This is a genomic window from Roseateles sp. FW301-B2, from assembly GCF_058788955.1.
In genome coordinates this window covers 75,802-94,734 of record NZ_JBYTBE010000023.1, presented here as the reverse complement: position 1 = coordinate 94,734, position 18,933 = coordinate 75,802, and the positions used below count along the sequence as shown (strand labels likewise).

Here is an 18,933-nt window from a genome sequence, read left to right as displayed (position 1 = left end):
CCCCATGGCAGCGCCCGCCACCCCCCTGCCCGGCGACCGCGCCTTCTTCGGCCATCCCGCCGGCCTGGGCTGGCTGGCCTTCTGCGAGCTGTGGGAGCGCTTCTCCTACTACGGCATGCAGGCCCTGCTGGTGCTCTACCTCAGCAACTACCTGTTCCTGCCCGAACACATCGGCCAGGTGGCCGGCATCGAGACGCTGCGCGCCTTCATCGAAGGCATCACCGGCCCGCGTTCGCCGCAGCAGCTGGCCTCGGTGGTGTTCGGACTCTACGCCGGCCTGGTCTACCTGACGCCGCTGTTCGGCGGCCTGCTGGCCGACCGCTGGCTGGGCCGCACCAAGACCGTGGTGATGGGTGCCAGCCTGATGGCGCTGGGCCATTTCCTGATGGCCTTCGAGGCCAGCTTCCTTGCCGCGCTGGCCTGCCTGCTGGTGGGGGTGGGCTGCTTCAAGGGCAATATCGCGGCCCAGGTGGGCGCGCTCTATGCGCCCGGCGACAAGCGCCGCGCCAGCGCCTTCCAGATCTTCATGCTGGCGGTGCAGATCGCGGTGATCCTGGCCCCCATCGTGTGCGGCACGCTGGGCGAGAAGGTGGCCTGGCACTGGGGCTTTGGCGCCGCCGGCGTGGGCATGCTGATCGGCCTGGTGGTCTATCTGCTGGGGCGGCGCTGGCTGCCGGCCGAGGCCGCGCGCGGCGCTGCCGCGAAGGCCGAGCTGGCCGGCCAAGCCAGGCCGCGCATGAGCCGCCAGGAGCTCGCCCGCCTGCTGCTGCTGATCGCGCTGATCCCGGTGCTGGTGCTCTCGGTGGTGGGCAACCAGCAGTACAACAACGCCTTTCCACTGTGGTCGCAACGGCATATGGACCTGGTGCTGCTGGGCTGGCAGGTGCCGGTGACCTGGCTGCAGGCGGTGGACGCCTTCTTCAGCACCGCCACCATGGTGGCCTCGCTGGCCTTCTGGCGCTGGTGGGCCACGCGCCGCCGCGAGCCCGACGAGATCACCAAGATGGCGCTGGGCTGCCTGGTCAGCGCAGCGGCCCCGGCGCTGCTGATCCTGGCGGCGGGTCATATCGCGGCCACCGGCGAGAAGGTCAGCTTCGCCTGGACCGTGGGCTACACCCTGCTCAACAACCTCGGCTTTGCCAACATCATGCCGGTGGGCCTGGCGCTTTACTCGCGCGCCGCGCCACGCCGCCTCGAGGGCCTGCTGATCGGCATCTACTACCTGCACCTGTTCGTCGGCAACTCCTTCGTCGGCTGGCTGGCCGGCCTGCTGGACGAGCTGCCCGGCAGCCAGTTCTGGGCCCTGCATGCGGCGCTGGTGGCGGCGGCGGGCCTGCTGTTGCTGATGGTGAAGCTGCTGTTCGGCAAGGTGCTGGCGCCGGACGACGCGCCAGCCTAACTGTCCGCAAGCCTGCGATAGGCAAGCAGGAACAGCGTGCCCAGCAGCACGTCGATGGCCGCGAAGATGCCCAGCGGCAGCGGCGCCCGCGCGGCCGCCAGCAGGGCGAAGCTGGAGGCCGCGAACGAGAACTTCTCGAGCACGGCGGCCAGCATCACCGGACGCAGCCGCGTGGGCTGCCTGGCAATCGCCAGAAAGGCGAACTGCCAGGCCAGCGCCAGGCCGATGAAGCCGTAAAAATGCTCCGGATGGGTGATGGGCGGCGGGAAGTCCCGCCCCAGCTGGCCCTCCAGAAAATACTGCGGCGCCAGCATGACGATGCCGTAGACGGCGGCCCAGAAGAACACGCGCTTGGCGAAGGTTTCGGATCTGTTCATGGCTGGAGAGTCTAGGCTTCGGCCGCATGGCAGACCACGCAGAGCTTGTTGCCATCGGGATCGCGGAAATAGGCGCCGTAGTAATGCTCGTGATACTCGGGTCGCAGGCCCGGGGCGCCCTCGTCCGTGCCGCCATGGGCCAGGGCCGCCGCATGGGCCGCGCGCACCAGCGCCCGGCTGGCGGCCAGCAGGGCCACCATCTGACCGTTGCCGGCATGATGGGGCGCGCGGTCGTAGGGCTTGCCGATCAGGAACAGCGGGCGCGGATCGGGGCTCGATTGCCAGCCCGCCCATGGCCGGCCGGCATCGCAGAAGCGCGCCTGGATGCCAAGCGCGGCCATCAGCGGCCGGTAGAAGGCGAGCGCGCGCTCGAAGTCACTCACGCCGACGAAGATGTGTGAAAACATGGCTGAACAAGAGGGGCGAGGTGGGCGTTGCGGGAAGATTCAGGCCTTTGCGGTCGCATCGAACAAGGCCCGCCGTGCGGCCCAGGCGATCGGTACGCCGAACAGCAGCATATGGGACAGCAGGTCCAGCACGGTGGCGAGCGGCTTGAAGCTGACCGGATAGGGGAAGGCCGACAGCGGCAGCACCAGCAGCCGCATGGCCAGGAAGACCAGGGCACCGAACAGGACGCCAGCAAGCAGCGGATGCAGCGTCAGCGCCGGCAGGCGCAGCGCCAGCGCGAGGAACAGGCCCGCCCAGAGCAGCGAGATCGCAAAGTGCAGCGCCAGACCCAGGGCGGCGACCGGCAGGCCGCCGGCAAACGCGGCGCTGCCGAGCAGGCCGCTGGCCACGGTCTGCAGCAGGCGCACGGGCGTGGCGCCCTGGTAGGCGGCAAAGGAAATCGCAAACAGGATGTCCAGCGCGCCGGCGATCGAGCCACCCAGCAGCACGGCGTAAAGATGCGCAGCGTTCATGAGCGAGCGATTCTCACGATGCGCCGGCAGGCCTGGCCAGTGCCATTGCTCACCTCGGGCGATCAGCGCGACACCGCCACCACACAGGCCTGGATGCGCCCCTGCACCGCGCCACTGCCGAAGGCCGCGGCGAGCGCGGCCTCGGCGGCCTCGGTCGCGGGCACGAGCCGGGCGGGGTCGATGGCTTCGATCTCGCTGCGCAGTGGCGTGCCCTGGCAGTAGGCCAGCGCCGGCAGGCGCGGCGATGCCGCGCGGCTCACGAAGCCGAGGGTGTGGAAGCGCGCCGGCGCCGCAAAGCCGGCGCGCGCCAGATCGGCGGCCATCTGCGCCCGGTCGTGGTAGCCATGCGGCAAGCGCAGCAGAAACTGCGGTGGCCGTTCGGGAAACAGCGCCGCCAGCGCGCGGATCACGACAGCGGCGAACTCGTTGTGCTCGATGGCGTCCCAGGCGCTGAAGAGGAAGGCGCCGCCGGGCCGCAGCACACGGCGCGCCTCCGCCATGGCGACGGCCCGGTCGGGAAAGAACATCACGCCGAACTGGCACACCACCACATCGAAAGAGGCGTCGGGGAAGGGCAGGCTCATCGCGTCGGCCTGCCGCCACTGCACCGGCCGCGCCGTGCCGATGGCGGCCGCATGCTCCAGCATCGGCGCATTGAGGTCGCTTGCCACCACGGCCGCCTCGGGCGGCAGGCGCGCCGCCAGCTTGCGCGTCAGCACCCCGGTGCCGGCGGCGACCTCGAGCACGCGCGCCGGCTGCAGCGCGGCGACGCGCTCGGCCATGTCGGCGGCATAGGGCTCGAAGATCAGCGGCACCAGGTATTGCTCGTAGAGCTGCGGAATGGAGCCGGCAAACAGGCGATCGGTCTGGGCTGGGTTCATCAGCGGGCTTATACGCCGCGGCGCTCGCTCGATCTTCATCAACCTTGCCCGCATATCGGCGTATGCGGCCCGCAGCAGCGCCCCCGCGGGCTATGCCTGCCACACCCCGTACCCCGCCTCGCGCAGGCCGATGGCAAGCTCGACCTCCATGTCGCGGGCGGCCTCGTAGGGCATCGGGTTGTAGCACTCGTAGAGCTCGGGCAGCAGACGCACGCCGTACTTCAGCACGAAGCGGTTCGCCTGCACGCCGGCCATGTGGCGATCGAAGCGCAGATCGGGATCCAGCCCGGTCATACCCACGTAGACGCAGGGCTTGCAGATATCGTGCGCCGGGTTGGCCTTGCGGAAGGCGGGCTCGTTCCAGACGCGGTCGGACAGCTGCACGACGTAGACGTGATGATGATGGCGTTCGCGGGGCCGGCTCATGGCAGGGCGAATTCTGCCCGCGCTCAATCCACGAAGAAGTCCGGCAGGAAGTTCGTCGTGCCCGGCTTGACGCTGTAGCGGTCCAGCTCGGTGATGCCGTGCTGACGCAGCAGATCCTCGTCGATGAAGAAGTTGCCGGTGGTGCTGCGCGCATCGCTGGTGAGCACCAGGTGGGCGGCATCGGCCATGATCTCGGGCTTGCGGCACAGCGCGGTGTCCACGCCCGGGATCATCTGCAGCGCCGCGGTGGCGATCGGGGTGCGCGGCCACAGCGAGTTGACGCCTATGCCCAGCGGCCGGAATTCGCCCGCATGGCCCAGAGTGCATTCGCTCATGCCGTACTTGGCCATGGTGTAGGCCACATGGTTGGCGAACCAATGTTCCTTCATGTTCAGCGGCGGCGACATGTTCAGCACATGGGGGTTGCGGCCGGCCTTGGCGCTCTTCGTCAGCTCGGCCAGGCAGGCCTGGGTGCAGAGATAGGTACCGCGCACGTTGACGCCAAACATCAGGTCGAAGCGCTTCATCGGCGTAGCCGCGGTGGGCGTGAGGCTGATGGCGCTGGCATTGTTGACAAGGATGTCGATGCCGCCGAAGCGCGCCACCGCCTCCGCCACCGCGGCCAGCACGCTGGCCTCTTCGCGGATATCGCATTGCAGCGGCAAGGCCTGACCCCCGGCGGCCTCGATCTCGGCCGCGGCGCTGTGGATGGTGCCGGGCAGCTTGGGGTTGGCCTCGACGGTCTTGGCCGCGATGACGATGTTGGCGCCGTCCGCCGCGGCGCGCTTGGCCACCGCCAGGCCAATGCCGCGCGAGGCGCCGGTGATGAAGATGGTCTTGCCCTTGAGGTTCAACATGCTTGCGTCTCCTGGTGTCCGAGCCGGCCCGCGCCGGGCGCGAGGCCGACGGTACACCAGTTCAGGGCGCGGGCGCCCAGCCGCGCGGCAAGCGCCGGCGCGCCCGCGGCAGCAGCAGCAACATCAGCCCGCCCAGCAGCATCGCCGCGCTGGCCGGCTCGGGCACGGCCGCCGCCACGCCCACCAGGCCGGGCTTGCTGAAGTCCAGCACGAAGGCATTGCGGTCCACGCCGTCCGGCAGGCTGCCGATGCGCAAGCCCTGGTGGTCCAGGCTGCCGCTATAGGCCAGGAAGCTGGGCAGGCTGCCGGCCGCAAAAAAGGCCGCGTCGCCGCTGAAGTTGATCACCCCGCTCAGCACCAGATCGCCCTGCACCAGCAGCAGATCGCTCTGGGGGCCCAGCTCGATCTGCAGCGCGCCGAGCGGGTCCAGGCTCACCGTCCCGTGCACGGCCAGGGTGCCCGGGCTGTTGCCGGGTGCGAGCACGCCACCGGCCAGCACATGCACGGCGCCGGCAATGCTGCCGCTGCCGCCCAGGATGGCGCCGGCCTGCACCTCCACGTCACCCGTGAAGCTGCCGTTGACGAGCAGGCGGCCGGCCTCCACCGTCGAGACGCTGGCCAAGAAGGCCAGGCCCTGCAGGTCCAGCGTGCCCTGGCCCAGCTTGTGCAGGCCGCCCGCGCCGCTCAGCGTGGTGTTCACGCCCAGGTTGTGGCCATTGCTGTCGAGATGGGCGCCGCCGGCCTGCACCACCACGCCCGCCACATTGAGCAGAAAGCTCGGCTGGTTGACGCTGGCGCGCAGCACGCCGCCGTCGAAGACGATGCTGCCGTTGGCGCGCACGATCTGCTCGGTTTCCAGCACGCCGCGCGCGGCGGCGGTGCCGTCCAGGTAGAGCGCGCCGCCGCCCGCCAGGCCCTGGCCCAGATAGGTCTTGGCGCTTTGCACCAGGCCGCCGCCGGCGATGCGCAGCGTGCCGCTGCCGCGCTCGCCGATATAGAGCGGGCCGGTGATCCAGCTGGCGGGCAGGCCGCCGGCGTCGGCGCCCTTCACCTCCACCGTGCCGCTGGCGCCGAACCATTTGCCGATCTCGCCCCAGGCGCTGCTGACGCGCGCGCCATTGCGGATATTGAGCTGGCCGCTGGCGTGGCCGTCGTAAAGGTCGCCCGTCAGGCCCGCCAGGCCGTTGCCGACGACCAGGCCCTGGCTCAGGGCCAGCGTCGTGCCGTCCACCGTCACCAGGCCCTTGCCGAGCTTGGAGGCGCCGATGTCCAGCGCCACGCTGCTCAGGCTGGCGGCGCTCTTGATGAGCAGCGTGCCGTCGCCGTTGTAGCCCACGAAGAAGGCGCCGCCATTGCTCCAGCTGGCGCCGTCCAGGGTGGCGTTGGCGATGGCGCTGGCCTCGCGGCCGATATAGGCGTTCTGGCTGCTGATGAGGGCGCCGTTGAGCGCGCTGAGCTGCGCCTTGCCATAGCCACCGATGATGAAGTCGCCCGCATGGGTCCAGCTGCTGTTGTCGACGATGGCATTGCCCAGCAGCGCATTCCTGCTCAGGTAGTAGCTCGAGCCGGCGCCGATCACGCCCGTCACATCGCTGACGAGGGCATGGTCGTGCAAGTAGAGCGTCGCCAGCCCGGCGCTGCCGACCACGAAGCTGTTGCTGTTGACCCAGCTCGAGTGCTTGATGTCCACCAGGCCCACGCCGTCGCTGCCGCCCACCGTGGTGTCGCGCGAGCCGATCCTGGCGTCGTTGGTGAGCAGCACGGTGCCGTTGTAGACGCCGTCACCCACGCCCACGTCGAAGCCCAGCGCGTTGGCCCAGCTGGCGCGGCTGCCGTCCAGCGTGGCCGCGCCATCGATGCTCACCAGCCCGGGCCCGCCGGCGCTGCCATTCAGCGTCACGCTGCCGCTGGTGAGGCGCGCACCCTTGCTGAGCCAGACCTGCCCGGCCGCGCCGCTGGCATAGAGGGCCTCCACCGAGAGCGTCGCCGGCGGCCCCACCGAGGAGAGCTCGAGCGAACCGTAGACGAACGCGAAGCGCGCGCCCGCGCCGGCCTGCTGCACCGTGACGGTATGGCCCGCCTTGATGGTGGCGGCATCGGCGCCGCCGGGCATGCTGGGCGTCCAGGTGGCGGCATCGAACCAGTCGCCGCTCTGCTTGGTTTCCACCGCCTGCGCCGCTGGCGCCAGGCCGATCAAGGCAAGCAGCAGCGCGGCGGCAAGTCCGGTGCGGCGGCATGGGCGGCGGCGTGAACATGGGCCTTGCATAGCTGCTCTCCCCGGTCGGGTGCGCCGCCGCCGGAAGCGCGGCGGGACGTTCCGCAATGTCACACACATTGCGCCCGCGCGGGGGGCCCACCCCCTAGGAGCGTCAGCGCCGCTTGCCCTGCTGCTGCATCAGCTCGCTGACCATCTTCACCGGCGCGCTGCCATGGCTGAGGAACTCGGTGTGGAAGTCCTTCAGCGAGAAGGCCGCGCCGCGCTGCGCCTTGAGCTGCTCGCGCAGCGCCATGATTTCCGAGTAGCCGGCAAAGTAGCTGCTCAGCTGCACCGCGGTGACCTGGGCGCGGTGCCATTTCTCGCTCGCCTCGGTCTTGGACTGGAAGGCCTCACGCTCCAGCAGCGCCTCGGCCTCGGCCTGGCCCTGGCCCAGCACATGGGTGCGGTAGTCGAGGATGGCGTTGCAGACGGTGCGCAGATTCCACTTCGAGTACATCAGCCACATCTCGGGGCTGGGCTGGCCGTCCACGTCGCCCCAGCCGGCCTCCATCATCATGCGCTCGCCATAGACCGCCCAGCCCTCCACCATCGCGCCATTGCCGAACAGGGCCTTGACCTTGGAGGGCGATTTGTTGGCGTGCAGCAGCTGCAGGTAATGGCCGGGGATGGCCTCGTGGATGCTGAGGATCTGCAGCACCCAGTGGTTGTACTCGCGCAGATAGCTCTCGGCCTCCGCGGGCTGGTACTTGTCCAGCGGGTCGACGTTGTAATAGGTCGCGCCCTGCGGGTCCAGCGGGCCGGGCGCGCTGATCGAGGCGCCGGCCACGCCGCGCATATAGGCGGGCGTCTCGCGCACCTGCAGCGGACGCGTCGGGTCCAGCGCCAGCAGATCATGCTGCTCGACGAACTTCGCCAGCGCCGGGATCTGCGCCTTGATCTCGTCCACATAGCCGGCCGGGCTGACGTGGTTCGCGCTCAGCTTCTCAATCACGCGGGCGATCTTGTCCAGGCGCTCGGCGGGCTTGGCGGCGTCGCCGAACAGGCCGGGCCAGAGCCGATCGGACAGCTCGCTCATGCGCTGGTGCAGCGCCTCCTTGTGCTGCAGCGCGCGCTCGTAGAGGCCGCGCGCATCGACGCCGGCCTGGATGTCGTAGCCGAACTTGGCCTCGAAGGCGGCCTGGCCGATGCGGAAGCTGCGCCCCGTGCCGGCGGCGGTCTGGCGCGCGTCCAGGGCCTTCAGCGCGGCGATATAGGCCTGCAGCGCGCGCTCGGCCGCGGCGTTGTGGCGCGCCAGGCGCTGCGCGGCCGCGGCAGGCAGCCGGGCCTGCTGTGCGGCCTGGGGGATGTCGGTGCTGAAGGTGGCCAGCGCACCTTCGCTCTGCTGGATCGCCAGGCGCAGATGCTCGGGGCTGGGTTCCTGCAGCTGGGCCAGCGCGGCGCGGTAATAGGCCGGCACCTGCTGCAGGCGGCGCTCGACCAGGGCCAGGCGCCGCGGCAACGGCGCGAAGTCCTTGTTGAGCAGCTCGCCAAAGGCGCTGGCGACGTTGTACTCGGAGGGGTCCCACTGCCAGCTTTTGAACTCGCGCAGCGACCAGAGGCTGCCGCGCAAATGGTTCTGCAGCAGCGCCAGGTCACCCTGCTGGGCGGGCGTGAGCCGCGCGCGGTCCAGGCGTGCCAGGCGCTGCAGCCAGGCCTCGCTGAAGCGCAGCTGGGCCTGGCGGTTGGCCGCCGTGGGCGCGGGCAGGCGCGCCGCGGCGGCGTATTCGCCGGCCGCCACCGCGGCCTCGGGCAGCAGCGCCCAATAGGCCTTCAGAAAGGCATCCACCTCGGCATCGAAGGCAGCAGGCTGTTGCTGCTGATGCGCGGCCTGCAGCGGCGCGGCCTGCAGGGGCGACAACGCGCCCAGCGCCATCAGGCTGGCCAGCGCGCAGCGGGTGAGTAGGGGAGCAAGGTTGGGCGACATGGCAGGGTTGTGGATGGCTGAATCCGGCGCATTGTGCATGGCCGGCGGGTGCGCAATTTCAAGACGACATAATGCCGGCAATGCTGATGAATCCTCCCGCCCTGCGTGCCCTGCTGCCCGCCTGCTACGTGGCCCTCAGCGCCGCGTTGCTGTCCGCCTGTGGCCTGAGCTCGCCGCTGAAGAGCCCGCCCAAGCCCTCGGTCTACCAGAACGAGAAGTTCCAGGCCGACGAGACCTTCTCGCGCCTGTTCGACGCCGGCGTGGGCGAGACCTGCGAGGCCGCGCGCCGCGCCCTGCTGAGCCAGGGCTATGTGATCACCAATGCCAACACCGGCATGGTGATGGGCGCCAAGCGCTTCCAGCCCGATGGCGAGGAGCATGTGGAGATCTCCTTCAACGTGGTGTGCGTGCCCGACGGCCGCAACAGCCAGATCGCCACCGCCTTTGTCTCGGCCCAGCAGGACCGCTACGTCATCAAGAAGAGCGCCAACGCCACCAGCATCGGCGTGAGCGCGCTGGGCTCGATCTCGGTGCCGCTGTCGTCCTCGCAGGACTCGCTCGTCAAGATCGCCTCCGAGACCATCCCCGCCGGCGCCTTCTACGACCGCTACTTCGCGCTGATGCAGCGCATGTTGCGCGAGCAGGCGGCGGATCAGCCGCAATAGCCGGCCCGGCCCGGCGCAACAGGAGTTCAAGCCATGGCCACCTACCGAACTCCTGGCGTCTATCTGGAAGAGATCCGGCCCTTCCCGGCCTCGGTGAGCGCGCCGGACAGCGCCGTGGCCGGCTTCTTCGGCTGCACCGAGCGCGGGCCGCGGCTGCAGCCGCAGGCCGTGCGATCCCTGCTGGAATTCGAGCAGCTGTTCGGCGGCGCGCCGGCCCTGCTGCACGCTGCGCTGCAGCTCTTCTACGCGAATGGCGGCGCTGCCTGCGTGGTGAGTTCGGTGGGCCCGGCCGCGCCGACCCTGGCGGCCCTGCGCGCCGGCCTGGATACGCTGGCCACGCAGGCCGCGGTGACCCTGCTGGTCTGCCCCGAGGCCTGCAGCCTGGCACGCCCCGACTATGCCCAGCTGGTGCAGGCCATGCTGGCGCAATGCGCGGCCAGCGCCAACCGCTTTGCCATCCTGGATCTCTACGACGGCGGCCAGAGCCGCGCCGACCTGGCCGCCCACCGCGCCCTGTTCGGCAGCCAGCACCTGATGTTCGGCGCGGCCTATGCGCCCTTTGTGCGCAGCGCCTTCGCGCCCGGCCTGGCCTTGCCGCCCAGTGCCGCGGTGGCCGGCGCCTACGCCAGCACCGACCAGCAGCGCGGCGTCTGGAAGGCCCCGGCCAATGTCGCGCTGCAGCAGGTCAGCGCGCCGCTGCTGGCCTTCAGCGACCGCGACCAGCAGGCCTTCAACGTCGATGCGGCGGGGGGCCGCTCGATCAACCTGATCCGCAGCTTCAGCGGCCGCGGCTGCCTGATCTGGGGCGCCCGCACCCTGGCCGGCAACGACAACGAATGGCGCTATGTGCCGGTGCGGCGCCTGTGCAGCCTGGTGTTGGCGAGCCTGCAGGCCGGCAGCCAATGGGCCGTGTTCGAGCCCAACGAGGCCTCCACCTGGACGCGGCTGGTGGCCATCGCCGAGAATTTCCTGACCCTGCTGTGGCGCCAGGGCGCGCTGCAGGGCCTCAAGCCCGAGCAGGCCTTCTACGTGCGCTGCGGCCTCAACCAGACCATGACAGCGGCCGACCTCGCCGCCGGCCGCCTGATCGTCGAGCTGGGCCTGGCCGTGGTGCGGCCGGCCGAGTTCATCGTGCTGCGCTATGCGCTGCAGCTGGCCGCCGCCTAAAGCGGCCGCTCGTACTGCAGCCTTGCCGTCATGCCGCTGCGCCAGCGGTCGTCCAGCCGGTGCTCGCTGCCCTGCACCAGCACGCGGCGCTGCGTCAGCTCGTCGGCGTGCAGCAGATGGCTCAGGCTGGCGCGCCACTGGCCGCCGCCGGCCGGCTCCTTCCACAGCGCGTAGAGGTCCAGCACACGCTTGCTCGGCAGATCGATGAAGCGCGTCTCGGCCTGGCGCTGCGGCCCGCCCGCCTGCAGGTTCAGGTTGCCACCCCAGCTCAGCGCCGTGCCGGCGACGCGGTGGTCCAGACCCAGGTTCAGGCTGGCGGGCGTCTGCTGCGCCAGCCGGTTGTCGGGCCCGGGCACGGCCGCCAGGCGCGAGCGGTTGAAGGCCAGGTTGGCGCGCAGGTCCAGCGCCGGCAGCACGGGCCAGAGCCGCTGCACCGCCAGGCGCGCCTCCAGCTCGATGCCCTGCAGCAAGGCGCGGCCGCGGTTGGCGCGCGTCTGCACCCAGGCGCCGTTGACTGCTTGCAGCAGGTCTTCGACCACCACGTTTTCGATGCGCTTGGCATAGGCGTTCACGCCCAGCTGGCCGGCCTTGCCGGTGGCCCCGAGCGGATGGCTCCAGCCCAGGTCCAGGCTCCAGGCCAGCTCGGGCCGCAGCGCCGGATTGCCCTGCAGATCGGGCGTGGTGGGGCTGTTGTTGTTAGCCACGAAGCGGCGCGGCATCAGCTCGCGCGGCGTGGGGGCCTTGTAGCTGCGCGCCAGGCCCAGGCGCAGCTGGTCGCGGCTCGCGGGCAGCTTCCACAGCAGCTGGGCCACCGGGCTGAGCACGCTGGCGCGGCTCGTCACGCCCTCGAACACATTGCCCTCGCTGCGCTGGTGCAGGCCCTCCCAGCGCAGGCCCAGGGTGGCCTGCCATTGGGGCGAGAGCTCCCATTCGTCCTGCACGAACAGGGCCAGGCGGCGCACCCGCGCCTGGTAGACCTCGTCGAGGTTTTCCACCGGCAGGCCGCCGGGCAGGGGCTGCTCGCGCTGCAGGCGGTCTTCGTTGCGCTGGCTTTGTTCGCCGTCCCAGCCCAGGCTGAGCTGGTGCGCCTCGCCGGCCGGCCGGCGCCAGCGACCGGCCAGGCTCAGGCCCTGATCCACCGCCAGCGACAGCACCTCGGCATCGCGGATCCAGCGGCCGTCGAAGTCATAGCCGTCGAAGTCGGCATGCGAATCGCGCTGGTTGCGCGTCAGCCCCAGCTTCAGCTCCCATTGCTGGCCGTCCTCCTGCTTGCGCTGCCAGTTGAAGCGGCTGCGCAGGCTGTAGCCATGGGCGGCGATGAGCAGATCGTTGCGCGCCTGCTGGGGCGGCGCGCCGAACTCGCTGCTGCGCCGGTCCAGCGCGCCGCCGCGCGAACGGAACAGGCGCAGCAGATGGTCGGTGCCCAGGCTCTCGTCAGGCGCGAGCGTCCAGCTGGCGCGCGGCGCCAGCGTCAGCCGGTAGGAATGATCGAACTCGCGCTTGTCGGTGGCATAGGCCTGGATGAGCTGGCCCTGCCCATCGTTGGAGGCCTGGCGCACCTGCTGCCGCAGCGCCATCGGCCAGACCAGCTTGTCGCTCGAGACCCCCAGGCCCAGGCCCCAGGCCAGCGCACCGGCGCGGTCGCCCAGCTGCAGGTCGGCATTGGCACTGGGCCGGTCGAACTGGCTGGCGAGGCCCAGCTTGAGCTCGCGCTGCGCGCTGCGCGGCACGCGCCGCAGCACGATGTTGACGCTGCCCGCGATCGCCTGGTTGCTCTGCGCCACCGAGGCGGCGCGTGAGACCTCGACGCGCTCGATCAGCTCGGGCGAGAGGCTCTCCAGCGCAAAGCCGGGCGGCACCGGCTCGCCATTCAGCAGGATCTGCGTGTAGCCGCCGCCCAGCCCCGACATGCGGATCTCCGCGCCGCGCGGGCCGTTGTTCACCACGCTCAGGCCCGGCATGCGCTGCAGCGCGTCGGTGAGGCGGGTATCGCCATGGCGCAGCAGGTCCTCGCGCCCCAGCACCACCAGGGCACCCACCGATTCGCGCCGCAGCGCCTGCGCGCTCGCCTCTCCCTGCACCTGCACCCGCTCCAGCTGTGCCTTGCCGCCATCGGCCGGCTGCGCCTGGGCGCAGGCCAGCAGGGGCGCGGCCCACAGCAGGGCCGCGCCGACCTTCTTCTCCCTCGTCTTCACTCGATCGCTCCTCCTCAAGGCCGGCGATTAGACAAGCACAATGCACATCAATCAATCTTGATCGGGTCGATCAACCTATGGCCAAGACCAGCCCCGCAATCCCCCTGCGCAGCCCCGTCACCCTGCTCAATTCCGACCAGGTGGTGCAGCGCCTGGGCATCAGCAAGCCGACGCTGTATGCCTATGTGAGCCGCGGCCTGCTGCAGGCGGTGGCCGACCCGGCGGACCCACGGGCACGGCGCTATTCCAGCTTCGAGGTGGAGCAGCTGCAGCGGCGCAAGCAGCGCGGCAGGCGCGTGGAGCCGCAGGCCAAGGCGGCGCTGCAAGGCCATTGGCCGGTGCTGGAGACCGCGCTCACCGGCATCGTCGACGGCGCGCCGGTGTACCGCGGCGAGCCGGTACTGGCGCTGGCACGCAGCGCCTCGGTGGAGGACGTGGCGCGGCGGCTCTGGCAGTTCGAGGCGGCCGACCCGTTCGCGAGCCCGGCACCGCGCCTGAACGCCGCCTGGCAACGCCTGACGCGCGAGTTGCACGCCCAGCCGCTGAGCGAGCGCACGCTGGCGCTGTTCGCCCATGCCAACACCCAGCTGCACGCCCCGGCCTGGCTGCCGGAGGGGCCGGCGCTGGCGCAGGCCTGCGGCGAACAGCTGCGCGCGGCGGTGGCCTGCTTTCTGTGCCAGCCGCCGCAAGCCGCCCCCATCGCCACCCAGTTTGCGGACGCCTGGGGCCTGCGCACCGGCAACAACAGGGCCGCCGAAGACGCGCTGCGCCAGGCCCTGGTGCTCTGCGCCGACCACCAGATGAACTGGGTCAGCTTCAGCGCGCGCGGCCTCGCCTCGGTGGGCGCGGGCCTGGGCGCGGCGCTGCTGGGCGCGCTGTGCAATCTGCCGGCGCAGTTCAACGGCGGCTCCTGCGCCCAGGTGGAGGCGCTGTGGGACGAGCTGCTGGCGGCGCCGCACCTGGAGACCGCGCTGCGGGCCAGGCTGGACCGCGGCGAGGCCCTGCCCGGCTTCAACCATTACGACTATCCGGCCGGCGACCCGCGCGCCACGCTGCTGCTCAAGCTCGCCGCCCAGCATGCGAAAGAAAAAAAGCTGCCGCCGATCGCGCGCCTAGCCGAGCGCCTCACCGGCGCCAAGCCGGCGCTGGACTTCGGCCTGGTGGCGCTGCGCCGCGCCCTCGGCGCGCCCCCCGAAGCCGCCGCGGCCCTGCTGATGGCCGGCCGCTGCGTCGGCATCCTGGCCCATGTGCTGGAACAGCGCCGCAGCGGCGAGCGCCTGGTGGCACGCTCGCGCTATGTCGGGCCCTGAGAGCCTGGCCGTGGTGCACGCCGCCTGTTCGGCATGTTTCGCGGTACAAACACCTGCCACCATCTCGCCAACGGCTTCTCAACCCGATCACTCTGGAGACCCCGCATGTTCAGCCACATCATGATTGGATCGAACGATATTGAACGGTCCAAGCGCTTCTACGACGCCGTGTTGGGCGTCCTCGGCGCAGGCGAGCCGATACGCAACACCGCAAAGACGGGCCACACACGCCTGTTCTATCGCCATGCCGGCGCCACCTTCTGCGTCAGCGAGCCCATCAATGACGAGGCCGCCACCTTCGCGAATGGCGGAACGATAGGCTTCAGCTGCGACTCGCCGGAGCAGGTCAAGGCCTTCCACGACGCGGCCGTGGCTCAGGGCGGCATTTCGGTGGAGGATGCTCCGGGGCTTCGGGAGGGCCCGATGGGCCCCTTGTACCTGGCCTACGTCAGGGACCCGGACGGCAACAAGCTCTGCGCACTCCATCGGCCCAAGTGAGCCGCTAAGCCGCCCCCTGCGCCCAAGCGGCGCGAGGCCTTTCTTCGCAAGCCTTGAGAACCAATGCCGGCCACACGCGACGCCTCAAGACTGTTCGCCATCAAGCTGCTCCACAGCGTGGTTTGGGCCTTCTTTGCCGGATGCATCGTCGCCATTCCCCTGGCCTCGTGGCGGGGCCACCACCTCACTGCGGCGGCGCTGATCGGCGTGGTCGCGCTTGAAGTTGCGGTGCTGGCTTTCAACAAGATGCGCTGCCCGCTCACCTCCGTGGCGGCACGCTACACCAGCGACCGGCGCGCGAACTTCGACATCTTTCTGCCCGAGTGGCTGGCCAGGCACAACCAGCTGGTGTTCGGCGCGCTCTATGCGCTTGGCCTTGTTTTCGCGTTGCTGCGCTGGGTTCAAACGCCGGGCTTGCAAGGGCAGTAGGGCCGCGCGCATGTGCAAAACTTCCAGCGACGCTCCTTTCAAATACTAGGTGTCTGTCCATGCTGATTGCCTTTCGAGTCGGAACAGTCAACCTTGCACTTGCCGCGATGGCTGTCGTATCTCCCTGCGCACATGCCCAGTTGAAGGAGCCCACGTCGCAATCCGATCGTGAGCTGGTCGCGTCCGTGTCTAAGCGCCTGGCAAGCTGCTTCACGAGCCTGGGCGTCAAGGGCGCGTTCGCACTTGCGCCTACGCTGCCTGCTGAATCCGAGCTGGCGGCGGTTACCCTGCTGCCGGCCACGGGCCCTGTTGTCAATGACGGCTACGCCTACTGGCTTGCGCTCCATGCCTCTCGGAAGCAGGTGTATGTCAGGCAGGTCGGCGGCTTCGCCGGCGCACAGAAGCTGTATGGGCCGATCGCCATCGACGCACAGTGCGGCTAAGGCGCCCCAGCAGCCGCTTCGCCGCTGAATCAGGAGAGCTCCCATGTACACAGGTTCATGCCACTGCGGCGCGGTCCGGATGACCTTGCCGTCCAGGCCCGAAGTGGCCACCGCCTGCAACTGCTCGCTGTGCCGTCGCATCGGCGGACCTTGGGTCTACTTCGAGTTCGGCACCGTCCAGATCGAAGGGCACCCGGAGGCCACGGCGGCGTACATCTGGGGCGACAGGACGCTGCGCACCATTCACTGCCGAACCTGCGGCTGCGTCACGCATTGGGAGCCGCTGCAGGCGACGGCTGGCGCGAAGCACGGGGTGAACCTCGGGAACTTCGATCCGGAGCTGATCGCCTCCGTACGAGTGCGGCGCTTCGACGGCGCGCACAGCTGGACATTCATCGATGCATGACCCGGTCGCATGGCCGGCCAGGCGCGCCGGCTGAGCCCGCGTCAGTGGCGCAGCGCGCCGTCGCCGCCGCCCATGGGGGGGGCGCGTTCCAGCAGCAGCGCGCGCTCGCGTGCGTTGCGCGTCAGCGCCGCGGCGCGTTCAAACTCGGCCTGCGCCTCGGCCGCGCGGCCCAGCTTGGCAAGCAGGTCGCCGCGCACGCTGGGCAACCAGTGGTAGTTCTGCAGCGCCGGCTCCTGGCGCAGCGCCTCCACCAGCTCCAGCGCCGCCGCCGGGCCAAAACCGGGGCCGCTCGCCATGCCCACCGCGACCGCGCGGTTGAGCAGCACCACCGCATTCGGCTGCAGTTGGGCCAGCGCGTCGTAATAGGCCACGATGCGCGGCCAGTCGGTGTCTTCGGGGCGGCGCGCACGCGCATGGCAGGCGGCCATGCCGGCCTGCAGCAGATAGGGCCCCGGCTCCTTGCCCAGCGCCTCGGCGCGCGCCAGCGCGGCCAGGCCGCGGCGTATCAGCAGCTGGTCCCAGCGGCCACGGTCCTGCTGCATCAGCAGCACCGGCCGGCCCTCGGCATCGACCCGCGCATGCAGGCGCGAGGCCTGGATCTCCATCAGCGCCACCAGGCCATGCACCTCGGGCTCGTCGGCGCTCAGCTCGGCCAGCACGCGGCCCAGGCGCTGCGCCTCCTCGCACAGCGCGGGGCGCACCCAATCCTCGCCCGCGGTGGCCGAATAGCCCTCGTTGAAGATCAGGTAGATCACCTCCAGCACCGAGGCCAGGCGCTCGGCGCGTGCGGCCGCCTGCGGCACCTCGAAGGGCACCTTGGCGGCCTGCAGGCTGCGCTTGGCGCGCACGATGCGCTGCGCAATGGTGGGCTCGGGCGCCAGGAAGGCACGCGCAATCTCGGCGGTAGACAACCCGCCCAGCAGCTTGAGCGTGAGCGCCACGCGCGCCTCGGTGGAAAGCACCGGGTGGCAGGCGGTGAAGATCAGGCGCAGCAGATCGTCGCCGATGTCGTCGGCGCGCTTGTCGTCCAGGCCGTCGACGAAGTCGGGCACCACCAGGGCCTCCTGCGCCTGCAGCTCCTGGCCGAGTTCCTCATGCTTGCGCGCCTGCATGGCAAGCTGGCGCAGGCGGTCCAGGGCCTTGTGCTTGGCGGTGGTCATGAGCCAGGCGCCGGGCTTGTCGGGCAGGCCATCGCGCGGCCAGGTCTCCAGCGCGGCGATGAGCGCGTCCTGCGCCAGTTCCTCGGCCTGGCCGACGTCGCGCAGCATGCGCGCGAGCACGGCGATCAGCTTGGCGGATTCGATGCGCCAGACCGCCGCAATGCTGCGCTCGAGTTCGACCCGGTCGAGCTCAGGCATCGCTGCTGGCATTGGCCTCGGGGCAGGCGCTGGCATCCATGAAGGCCAGCTCCCAGATATGGCCGTCCAGGTCCTCGAAGCCATGCGCGTACATGAAGCCATGGTCCTGCGGCGGGCGCGGCACCGCGGCGCCGGCGGCGCGCGCCTTGGCCACCAGAGCGTCGACCTCGGCGCGGCTTTCGCAGCTCAGGCAGATCAGGGTCTCGGTGCCGGCCCTGGCATCGATGATGGGCTTGCCGGTGAAGCCGCTCATGAAGCCCTCGGTCAGCAGCATCGCGAACAGGGTCTCGCCCAGCACCAGGCAGGCGCCCTGCTCGTTGCTGAACTGCGGGTTGAACTCATAGCCCAGGCTGCGGAAGAAGGCCTGCGAACGTGCCAGGTCCTTGACGGCCATATTGATGAAGATTTGCTGGTGCATGTTGGCTTCCTCTCAGGCGGCTTCCGCCAGGGTTTTCAGATTCTGCAGTCCGGCCTCGAAGTCCTGCCCGATCATGCGGTCCATATTGAAGAACATGCCCATCAGCTTGCTGACGAAGGGCACCGGACCCTGCATGGCCCAGCTGACCCGCTGCGCGCCGCCCGCCGGCGTGATGGTGAATTCCGCCTGGCTATGGGCCTCGAAGGGCTTGACGAAGTCCAGCCGCATCGCCACCCGCGTGGGGGCGGTGGCGGCGGTGATCTCCAGGCTGCCCACGCCCACCTCCTTGCTCTCCCAGGCATAGCGCGCGCCCGGGCCGGCCAGGCGTTCGCCGTAACTGCCTCGGATCGCCGGGTCCTTCTTCTCGTAGGGATTCCAGCGGTTGAATTGCTTGAGGTCGTTGATGAGGGCAAACACGCGCTCGGGCGGTGCCTGCACCGTGATGCTGCGTTCGACTTGGAAGCTGTCGGGCCGGTTGGCGGCCACCACCAGCAGCAGGGCCAGCGCAGCCAGCAACAGCAGGGCGATGGTCTTGATCATGACCGCTCTCCTTGCAGGTCGCGGAAGCGCTGCAGGGCCGGCTGCGGCTCGAAATCCTCCAGCTCGTAGAGCTGGCGCACCTCGACCTCGCCGCCATCGCCCTGGCCGCGCTTGCCGAAGGGGGCCGGGAAGCGGCGCGCCCATGCCAGCGCCTCTTCACGCGAGCGCACCTGGATCAGGGTGTAGCCGGCGATCAGCTCCTTGGTCTCGGCATAGGGGCCATCGGTGATGCGCGGTTTGCCGTCCTGGTAGTGCATGCGCCAGCCGCTGCCGCTGGGCTTGAGCCCGTTGGCGTCCAGCAGCACGCCGGCCTTGGCCAGTTCCTCGTGATAGGCGGCCATTTCGGCCATCACGCCATCCTCGGGGGCCGGCATCTCGCCGGCCTCGCTCTGGGCATTCGCCCGCACCATGATCATGAATCGCATTACTTCGCTCCTTGCAGGTGGACAGAGCGCGCCAACTT

21 protein-coding genes are annotated in these 18,933 nt (G+C 70.1%); 8 read left to right on the top strand and 13 right to left on the bottom strand.

Going from position 1 to position 18,933, the window contains the following annotated elements; all coding sequences use genetic code 11:
* A partial coding sequence (locus AC3WQY_RS16420; protein ID WP_492709649.1) for a peptide MFS transporter occupies positions 1-1,399 on the top strand: 1,399 nt, incomplete at its 5' end.
* On the opposite strand, the gene AC3WQY_RS16415 is transcribed toward AC3WQY_RS16420, so the two are convergent.
* The 8 genes from AC3WQY_RS16415 to AC3WQY_RS16380 all read right to left on the bottom strand — a co-directional run bounded on the left by AC3WQY_RS16415 (position 1,396) and on the right by AC3WQY_RS16380 (position 9,041).
* Entirely contained in the window at positions 1,396-1,776 is a 381-nt protein-coding gene (locus tag AC3WQY_RS16415; protein WP_492709648.1) for a hypothetical protein, read from the bottom strand. The two genes, AC3WQY_RS16420 and AC3WQY_RS16415, sit on opposite strands and share 4 nt — an antisense overlap.
* A gap of 11 nt (positions 1,777-1,787) precedes the next feature.
* Positions 1,788-2,183: a VOC family protein gene (locus tag AC3WQY_RS16410; RefSeq protein WP_492709647.1), complete on the bottom strand. Its 396-nt coding sequence runs from the start codon at positions 2,181-2,183 to the stop codon at positions 1,788-1,790.
* A 39-nt stretch (positions 2,184-2,222) separates the two neighbouring features.
* Positions 2,223-2,696, bottom strand: a complete 474-nt coding sequence (locus AC3WQY_RS16405; protein ID WP_492709646.1) for a hypothetical protein — start codon at positions 2,694-2,696, stop codon at positions 2,223-2,225.
* 62 nt (positions 2,697-2,758) lie between these two features.
* On the bottom strand, positions 2,759-3,577 hold the full coding sequence (locus AC3WQY_RS16400; protein ID WP_285234476.1) for a class I SAM-dependent methyltransferase: 819 nt from the start codon (positions 3,575-3,577) through the stop codon (positions 2,759-2,761).
* A 90-nt stretch (positions 3,578-3,667) separates the two neighbouring features.
* Positions 3,668-4,003 (bottom strand): hypothetical protein, encoded by a 336-nt coding sequence (locus tag AC3WQY_RS16395; protein WP_492709645.1) that lies wholly within the window; start codon positions 4,001-4,003, stop codon positions 3,668-3,670.
* A 23-nt stretch (positions 4,004-4,026) separates the two neighbouring features.
* Positions 4,027-4,860, bottom strand: coding sequence for an SDR family oxidoreductase (locus tag AC3WQY_RS16390; RefSeq protein ID WP_285234478.1), 834 nt, complete (start codon positions 4,858-4,860; stop codon positions 4,027-4,029).
* A 61-nt stretch (positions 4,861-4,921) separates the two neighbouring features.
* Positions 4,922-7,126 carry a hypothetical protein gene (locus AC3WQY_RS16385; RefSeq protein ID WP_492709644.1) on the bottom strand — a complete coding sequence of 735 codons (2,205 nt, stop codon included), beginning with the start codon at positions 7,124-7,126 and terminating at the stop codon, positions 4,922-4,924.
* Between the two features lie 103 nt (positions 7,127-7,229).
* Entirely contained in the window at positions 7,230-9,041 is a 1,812-nt protein-coding gene (locus AC3WQY_RS16380) for a DUF885 domain-containing protein (protein ID WP_492709643.1), read from the bottom strand.
* Between the two features lie 80 nt (positions 9,042-9,121).
* Between AC3WQY_RS16380 and AC3WQY_RS16375 the strand changes: the two genes are divergently transcribed.
* Both AC3WQY_RS16375 and AC3WQY_RS16370 read left to right on the top strand, forming a co-directional pair.
* Complete coding sequence (locus AC3WQY_RS16375) at positions 9,122-9,706, top strand: DUF2242 domain-containing protein (RefSeq protein ID WP_492709642.1); 585 nt, start codon at positions 9,122-9,124, stop codon at positions 9,704-9,706.
* A gap of 33 nt (positions 9,707-9,739) precedes the next feature.
* Positions 9,740-10,873 carry a phage tail sheath family protein gene (locus AC3WQY_RS16370; RefSeq protein ID WP_492709641.1) on the top strand — a complete coding sequence of 378 codons (1,134 nt, stop codon included), beginning with the start codon at positions 9,740-9,742 and terminating at the stop codon, positions 10,871-10,873.
* On the opposite strand, the gene AC3WQY_RS16365 is transcribed toward AC3WQY_RS16370, so the two are convergent.
* Positions 10,870-13,068 (bottom strand): TonB-dependent receptor plug domain-containing protein, encoded by a 2,199-nt coding sequence (locus AC3WQY_RS16365; RefSeq protein ID WP_492709640.1) that lies wholly within the window; start codon positions 13,066-13,068, stop codon positions 10,870-10,872. The two genes, AC3WQY_RS16370 and AC3WQY_RS16365, sit on opposite strands and share 4 nt — an antisense overlap.
* A 77-nt stretch (positions 13,069-13,145) precedes the next feature.
* Here AC3WQY_RS16365 and AC3WQY_RS16360 point away from each other — a divergent pair, with 77 nt between their 5' ends.
* The 5 genes from AC3WQY_RS16360 (at position 13,146) to AC3WQY_RS16340 (ending at position 16,154) form a co-directional block, all read left to right on the top strand.
* On the top strand, positions 13,146-14,378 hold the full coding sequence (locus AC3WQY_RS16360) for a citrate/2-methylcitrate synthase (protein ID WP_492709639.1): 1,233 nt from the start codon (positions 13,146-13,148) through the stop codon (positions 14,376-14,378).
* A 105-nt stretch (positions 14,379-14,483) separates the two neighbouring features.
* Positions 14,484-14,876, top strand: a complete 393-nt coding sequence (locus AC3WQY_RS16355; RefSeq protein ID WP_492709638.1) for a VOC family protein — start codon at positions 14,484-14,486, stop codon at positions 14,874-14,876.
* 63 nt (positions 14,877-14,939) lie between these two features.
* On the top strand, positions 14,940-15,305 hold the full coding sequence (locus AC3WQY_RS16350) for a hypothetical protein (RefSeq protein WP_492709637.1): 366 nt from the start codon (positions 14,940-14,942) through the stop codon (positions 15,303-15,305).
* A gap of 59 nt (positions 15,306-15,364) precedes the next feature.
* Entirely contained in the window at positions 15,365-15,748 is a 384-nt protein-coding gene (locus AC3WQY_RS16345) for a hypothetical protein (protein WP_492709636.1), read from the top strand.
* A 43-nt stretch (positions 15,749-15,791) separates the two neighbouring features.
* Positions 15,792-16,154, top strand: a complete 363-nt coding sequence (locus tag AC3WQY_RS16340) for a GFA family protein (RefSeq protein WP_492709635.1) — start codon at positions 15,792-15,794, stop codon at positions 16,152-16,154.
* A gap of 41 nt (positions 16,155-16,195) precedes the next feature.
* Here the strand turns inward: AC3WQY_RS16340 and AC3WQY_RS16335 are convergent, their stop codons facing one another.
* From AC3WQY_RS16335 to AC3WQY_RS16320, 4 genes are read right to left on the bottom strand one after another with little or no spacing between them, the layout of a single operon-like run.
* Entirely contained in the window at positions 16,196-17,512 is a 1,317-nt protein-coding gene (locus AC3WQY_RS16335) for an RNA polymerase sigma factor (RefSeq protein WP_492709634.1), read from the bottom strand.
* Positions 17,505-17,930: a VOC family protein gene (locus AC3WQY_RS16330; protein ID WP_492709633.1), complete on the bottom strand. Its 426-nt coding sequence runs from the start codon at positions 17,928-17,930 to the stop codon at positions 17,505-17,507. Before AC3WQY_RS16330 ends, AC3WQY_RS16335 begins: the two co-directional genes overlap by 8 nt.
* Before the next feature lie 12 nt (positions 17,931-17,942).
* Entirely contained in the window at positions 17,943-18,470 is a 528-nt protein-coding gene (locus AC3WQY_RS16325; RefSeq protein WP_492709632.1) for an SRPBCC family protein, read from the bottom strand.
* Positions 18,467-18,895 (bottom strand): YciI family protein, encoded by a 429-nt coding sequence (locus AC3WQY_RS16320; protein WP_492709631.1) that lies wholly within the window; start codon positions 18,893-18,895, stop codon positions 18,467-18,469. Before AC3WQY_RS16320 ends, AC3WQY_RS16325 begins: the two co-directional genes overlap by 4 nt.
* Between the last annotated feature and the right edge of the window lie 38 nt (positions 18,896-18,933).

What these genes read in the sequence shown, in the direction of transcription:
- AC3WQY_RS16330 (WP_492709633.1), bottom strand. Translation starts at nt 17,930, where the DNA reads ATGCACCAGCAAATCTTCATCAATATGGCCGTCAAGGACCTGGCACGT.
- AC3WQY_RS16400 (WP_285234476.1), bottom strand. Translation starts at nt 3,577, where the DNA reads ATGAACCCAGCCCAGACCGATCGCCTGTTTGCCGGCTCCATTCCGCAG.
- AC3WQY_RS16325 (WP_492709632.1), bottom strand. Translation starts at nt 18,470, where the DNA reads ATGATCAAGACCATCGCCCTGCTGTTGCTGGCTGCGCTGGCCCTGCTG.
- AC3WQY_RS16360 (WP_492709639.1), top strand. Translation starts at nt 13,146, where the DNA reads ATGGCCAAGACCAGCCCCGCAATCCCCCTGCGCAGCCCCGTCACCCTG.
- AC3WQY_RS16405 (WP_492709646.1), bottom strand. Translation starts at nt 2,696, where the DNA reads ATGAACGCTGCGCATCTTTACGCCGTGCTGCTGGGTGGCTCGATCGCC.
- AC3WQY_RS16375 (WP_492709642.1), top strand. Translation starts at nt 9,122, where the DNA reads ATGCTGATGAATCCTCCCGCCCTGCGTGCCCTGCTGCCCGCCTGCTAC.
- AC3WQY_RS16395 (WP_492709645.1), bottom strand. Translation starts at nt 4,003, where the DNA reads ATGAGCCGGCCCCGCGAACGCCATCATCATCACGTCTACGTCGTGCAG.
- AC3WQY_RS16415 (WP_492709648.1), bottom strand. Translation starts at nt 1,776, where the DNA reads ATGAACAGATCCGAAACCTTCGCCAAGCGCGTGTTCTTCTGGGCCGCC.
- AC3WQY_RS16355 (WP_492709638.1), top strand. Translation starts at nt 14,484, where the DNA reads ATGTTCAGCCACATCATGATTGGATCGAACGATATTGAACGGTCCAAG.
- AC3WQY_RS16370 (WP_492709641.1), top strand. Translation starts at nt 9,740, where the DNA reads ATGGCCACCTACCGAACTCCTGGCGTCTATCTGGAAGAGATCCGGCCC.
- AC3WQY_RS16320 (WP_492709631.1), bottom strand. Translation starts at nt 18,895, where the DNA reads ATGCGATTCATGATCATGGTGCGGGCGAATGCCCAGAGCGAGGCCGGC.
- AC3WQY_RS16340 (WP_492709635.1), top strand. Translation starts at nt 15,792, where the DNA reads ATGTACACAGGTTCATGCCACTGCGGCGCGGTCCGGATGACCTTGCCG.
- AC3WQY_RS16380 (WP_492709643.1), bottom strand. Translation starts at nt 9,041, where the DNA reads ATGTCGCCCAACCTTGCTCCCCTACTCACCCGCTGCGCGCTGGCCAGC.
- AC3WQY_RS16385 (WP_492709644.1), bottom strand. Translation starts at nt 7,126, where the DNA reads ATGCAAGGCCCATGTTCACGCCGCCGCCCATGCCGCCGCACCGGACTT.
- AC3WQY_RS16335 (WP_492709634.1), bottom strand. Translation starts at nt 17,512, where the DNA reads ATGCCTGAGCTCGACCGGGTCGAACTCGAGCGCAGCATTGCGGCGGTC.
- AC3WQY_RS16390 (WP_285234478.1), bottom strand. Translation starts at nt 4,860, where the DNA reads ATGTTGAACCTCAAGGGCAAGACCATCTTCATCACCGGCGCCTCGCGC.
- AC3WQY_RS16350 (WP_492709637.1), top strand. Translation starts at nt 14,940, where the DNA reads ATGCCGGCCACACGCGACGCCTCAAGACTGTTCGCCATCAAGCTGCTC.
- AC3WQY_RS16410 (WP_492709647.1), bottom strand. Translation starts at nt 2,183, where the DNA reads ATGTTTTCACACATCTTCGTCGGCGTGAGTGACTTCGAGCGCGCGCTC.
- AC3WQY_RS16345 (WP_492709636.1), top strand. Translation starts at nt 15,365, where the DNA reads ATGCTGATTGCCTTTCGAGTCGGAACAGTCAACCTTGCACTTGCCGCG.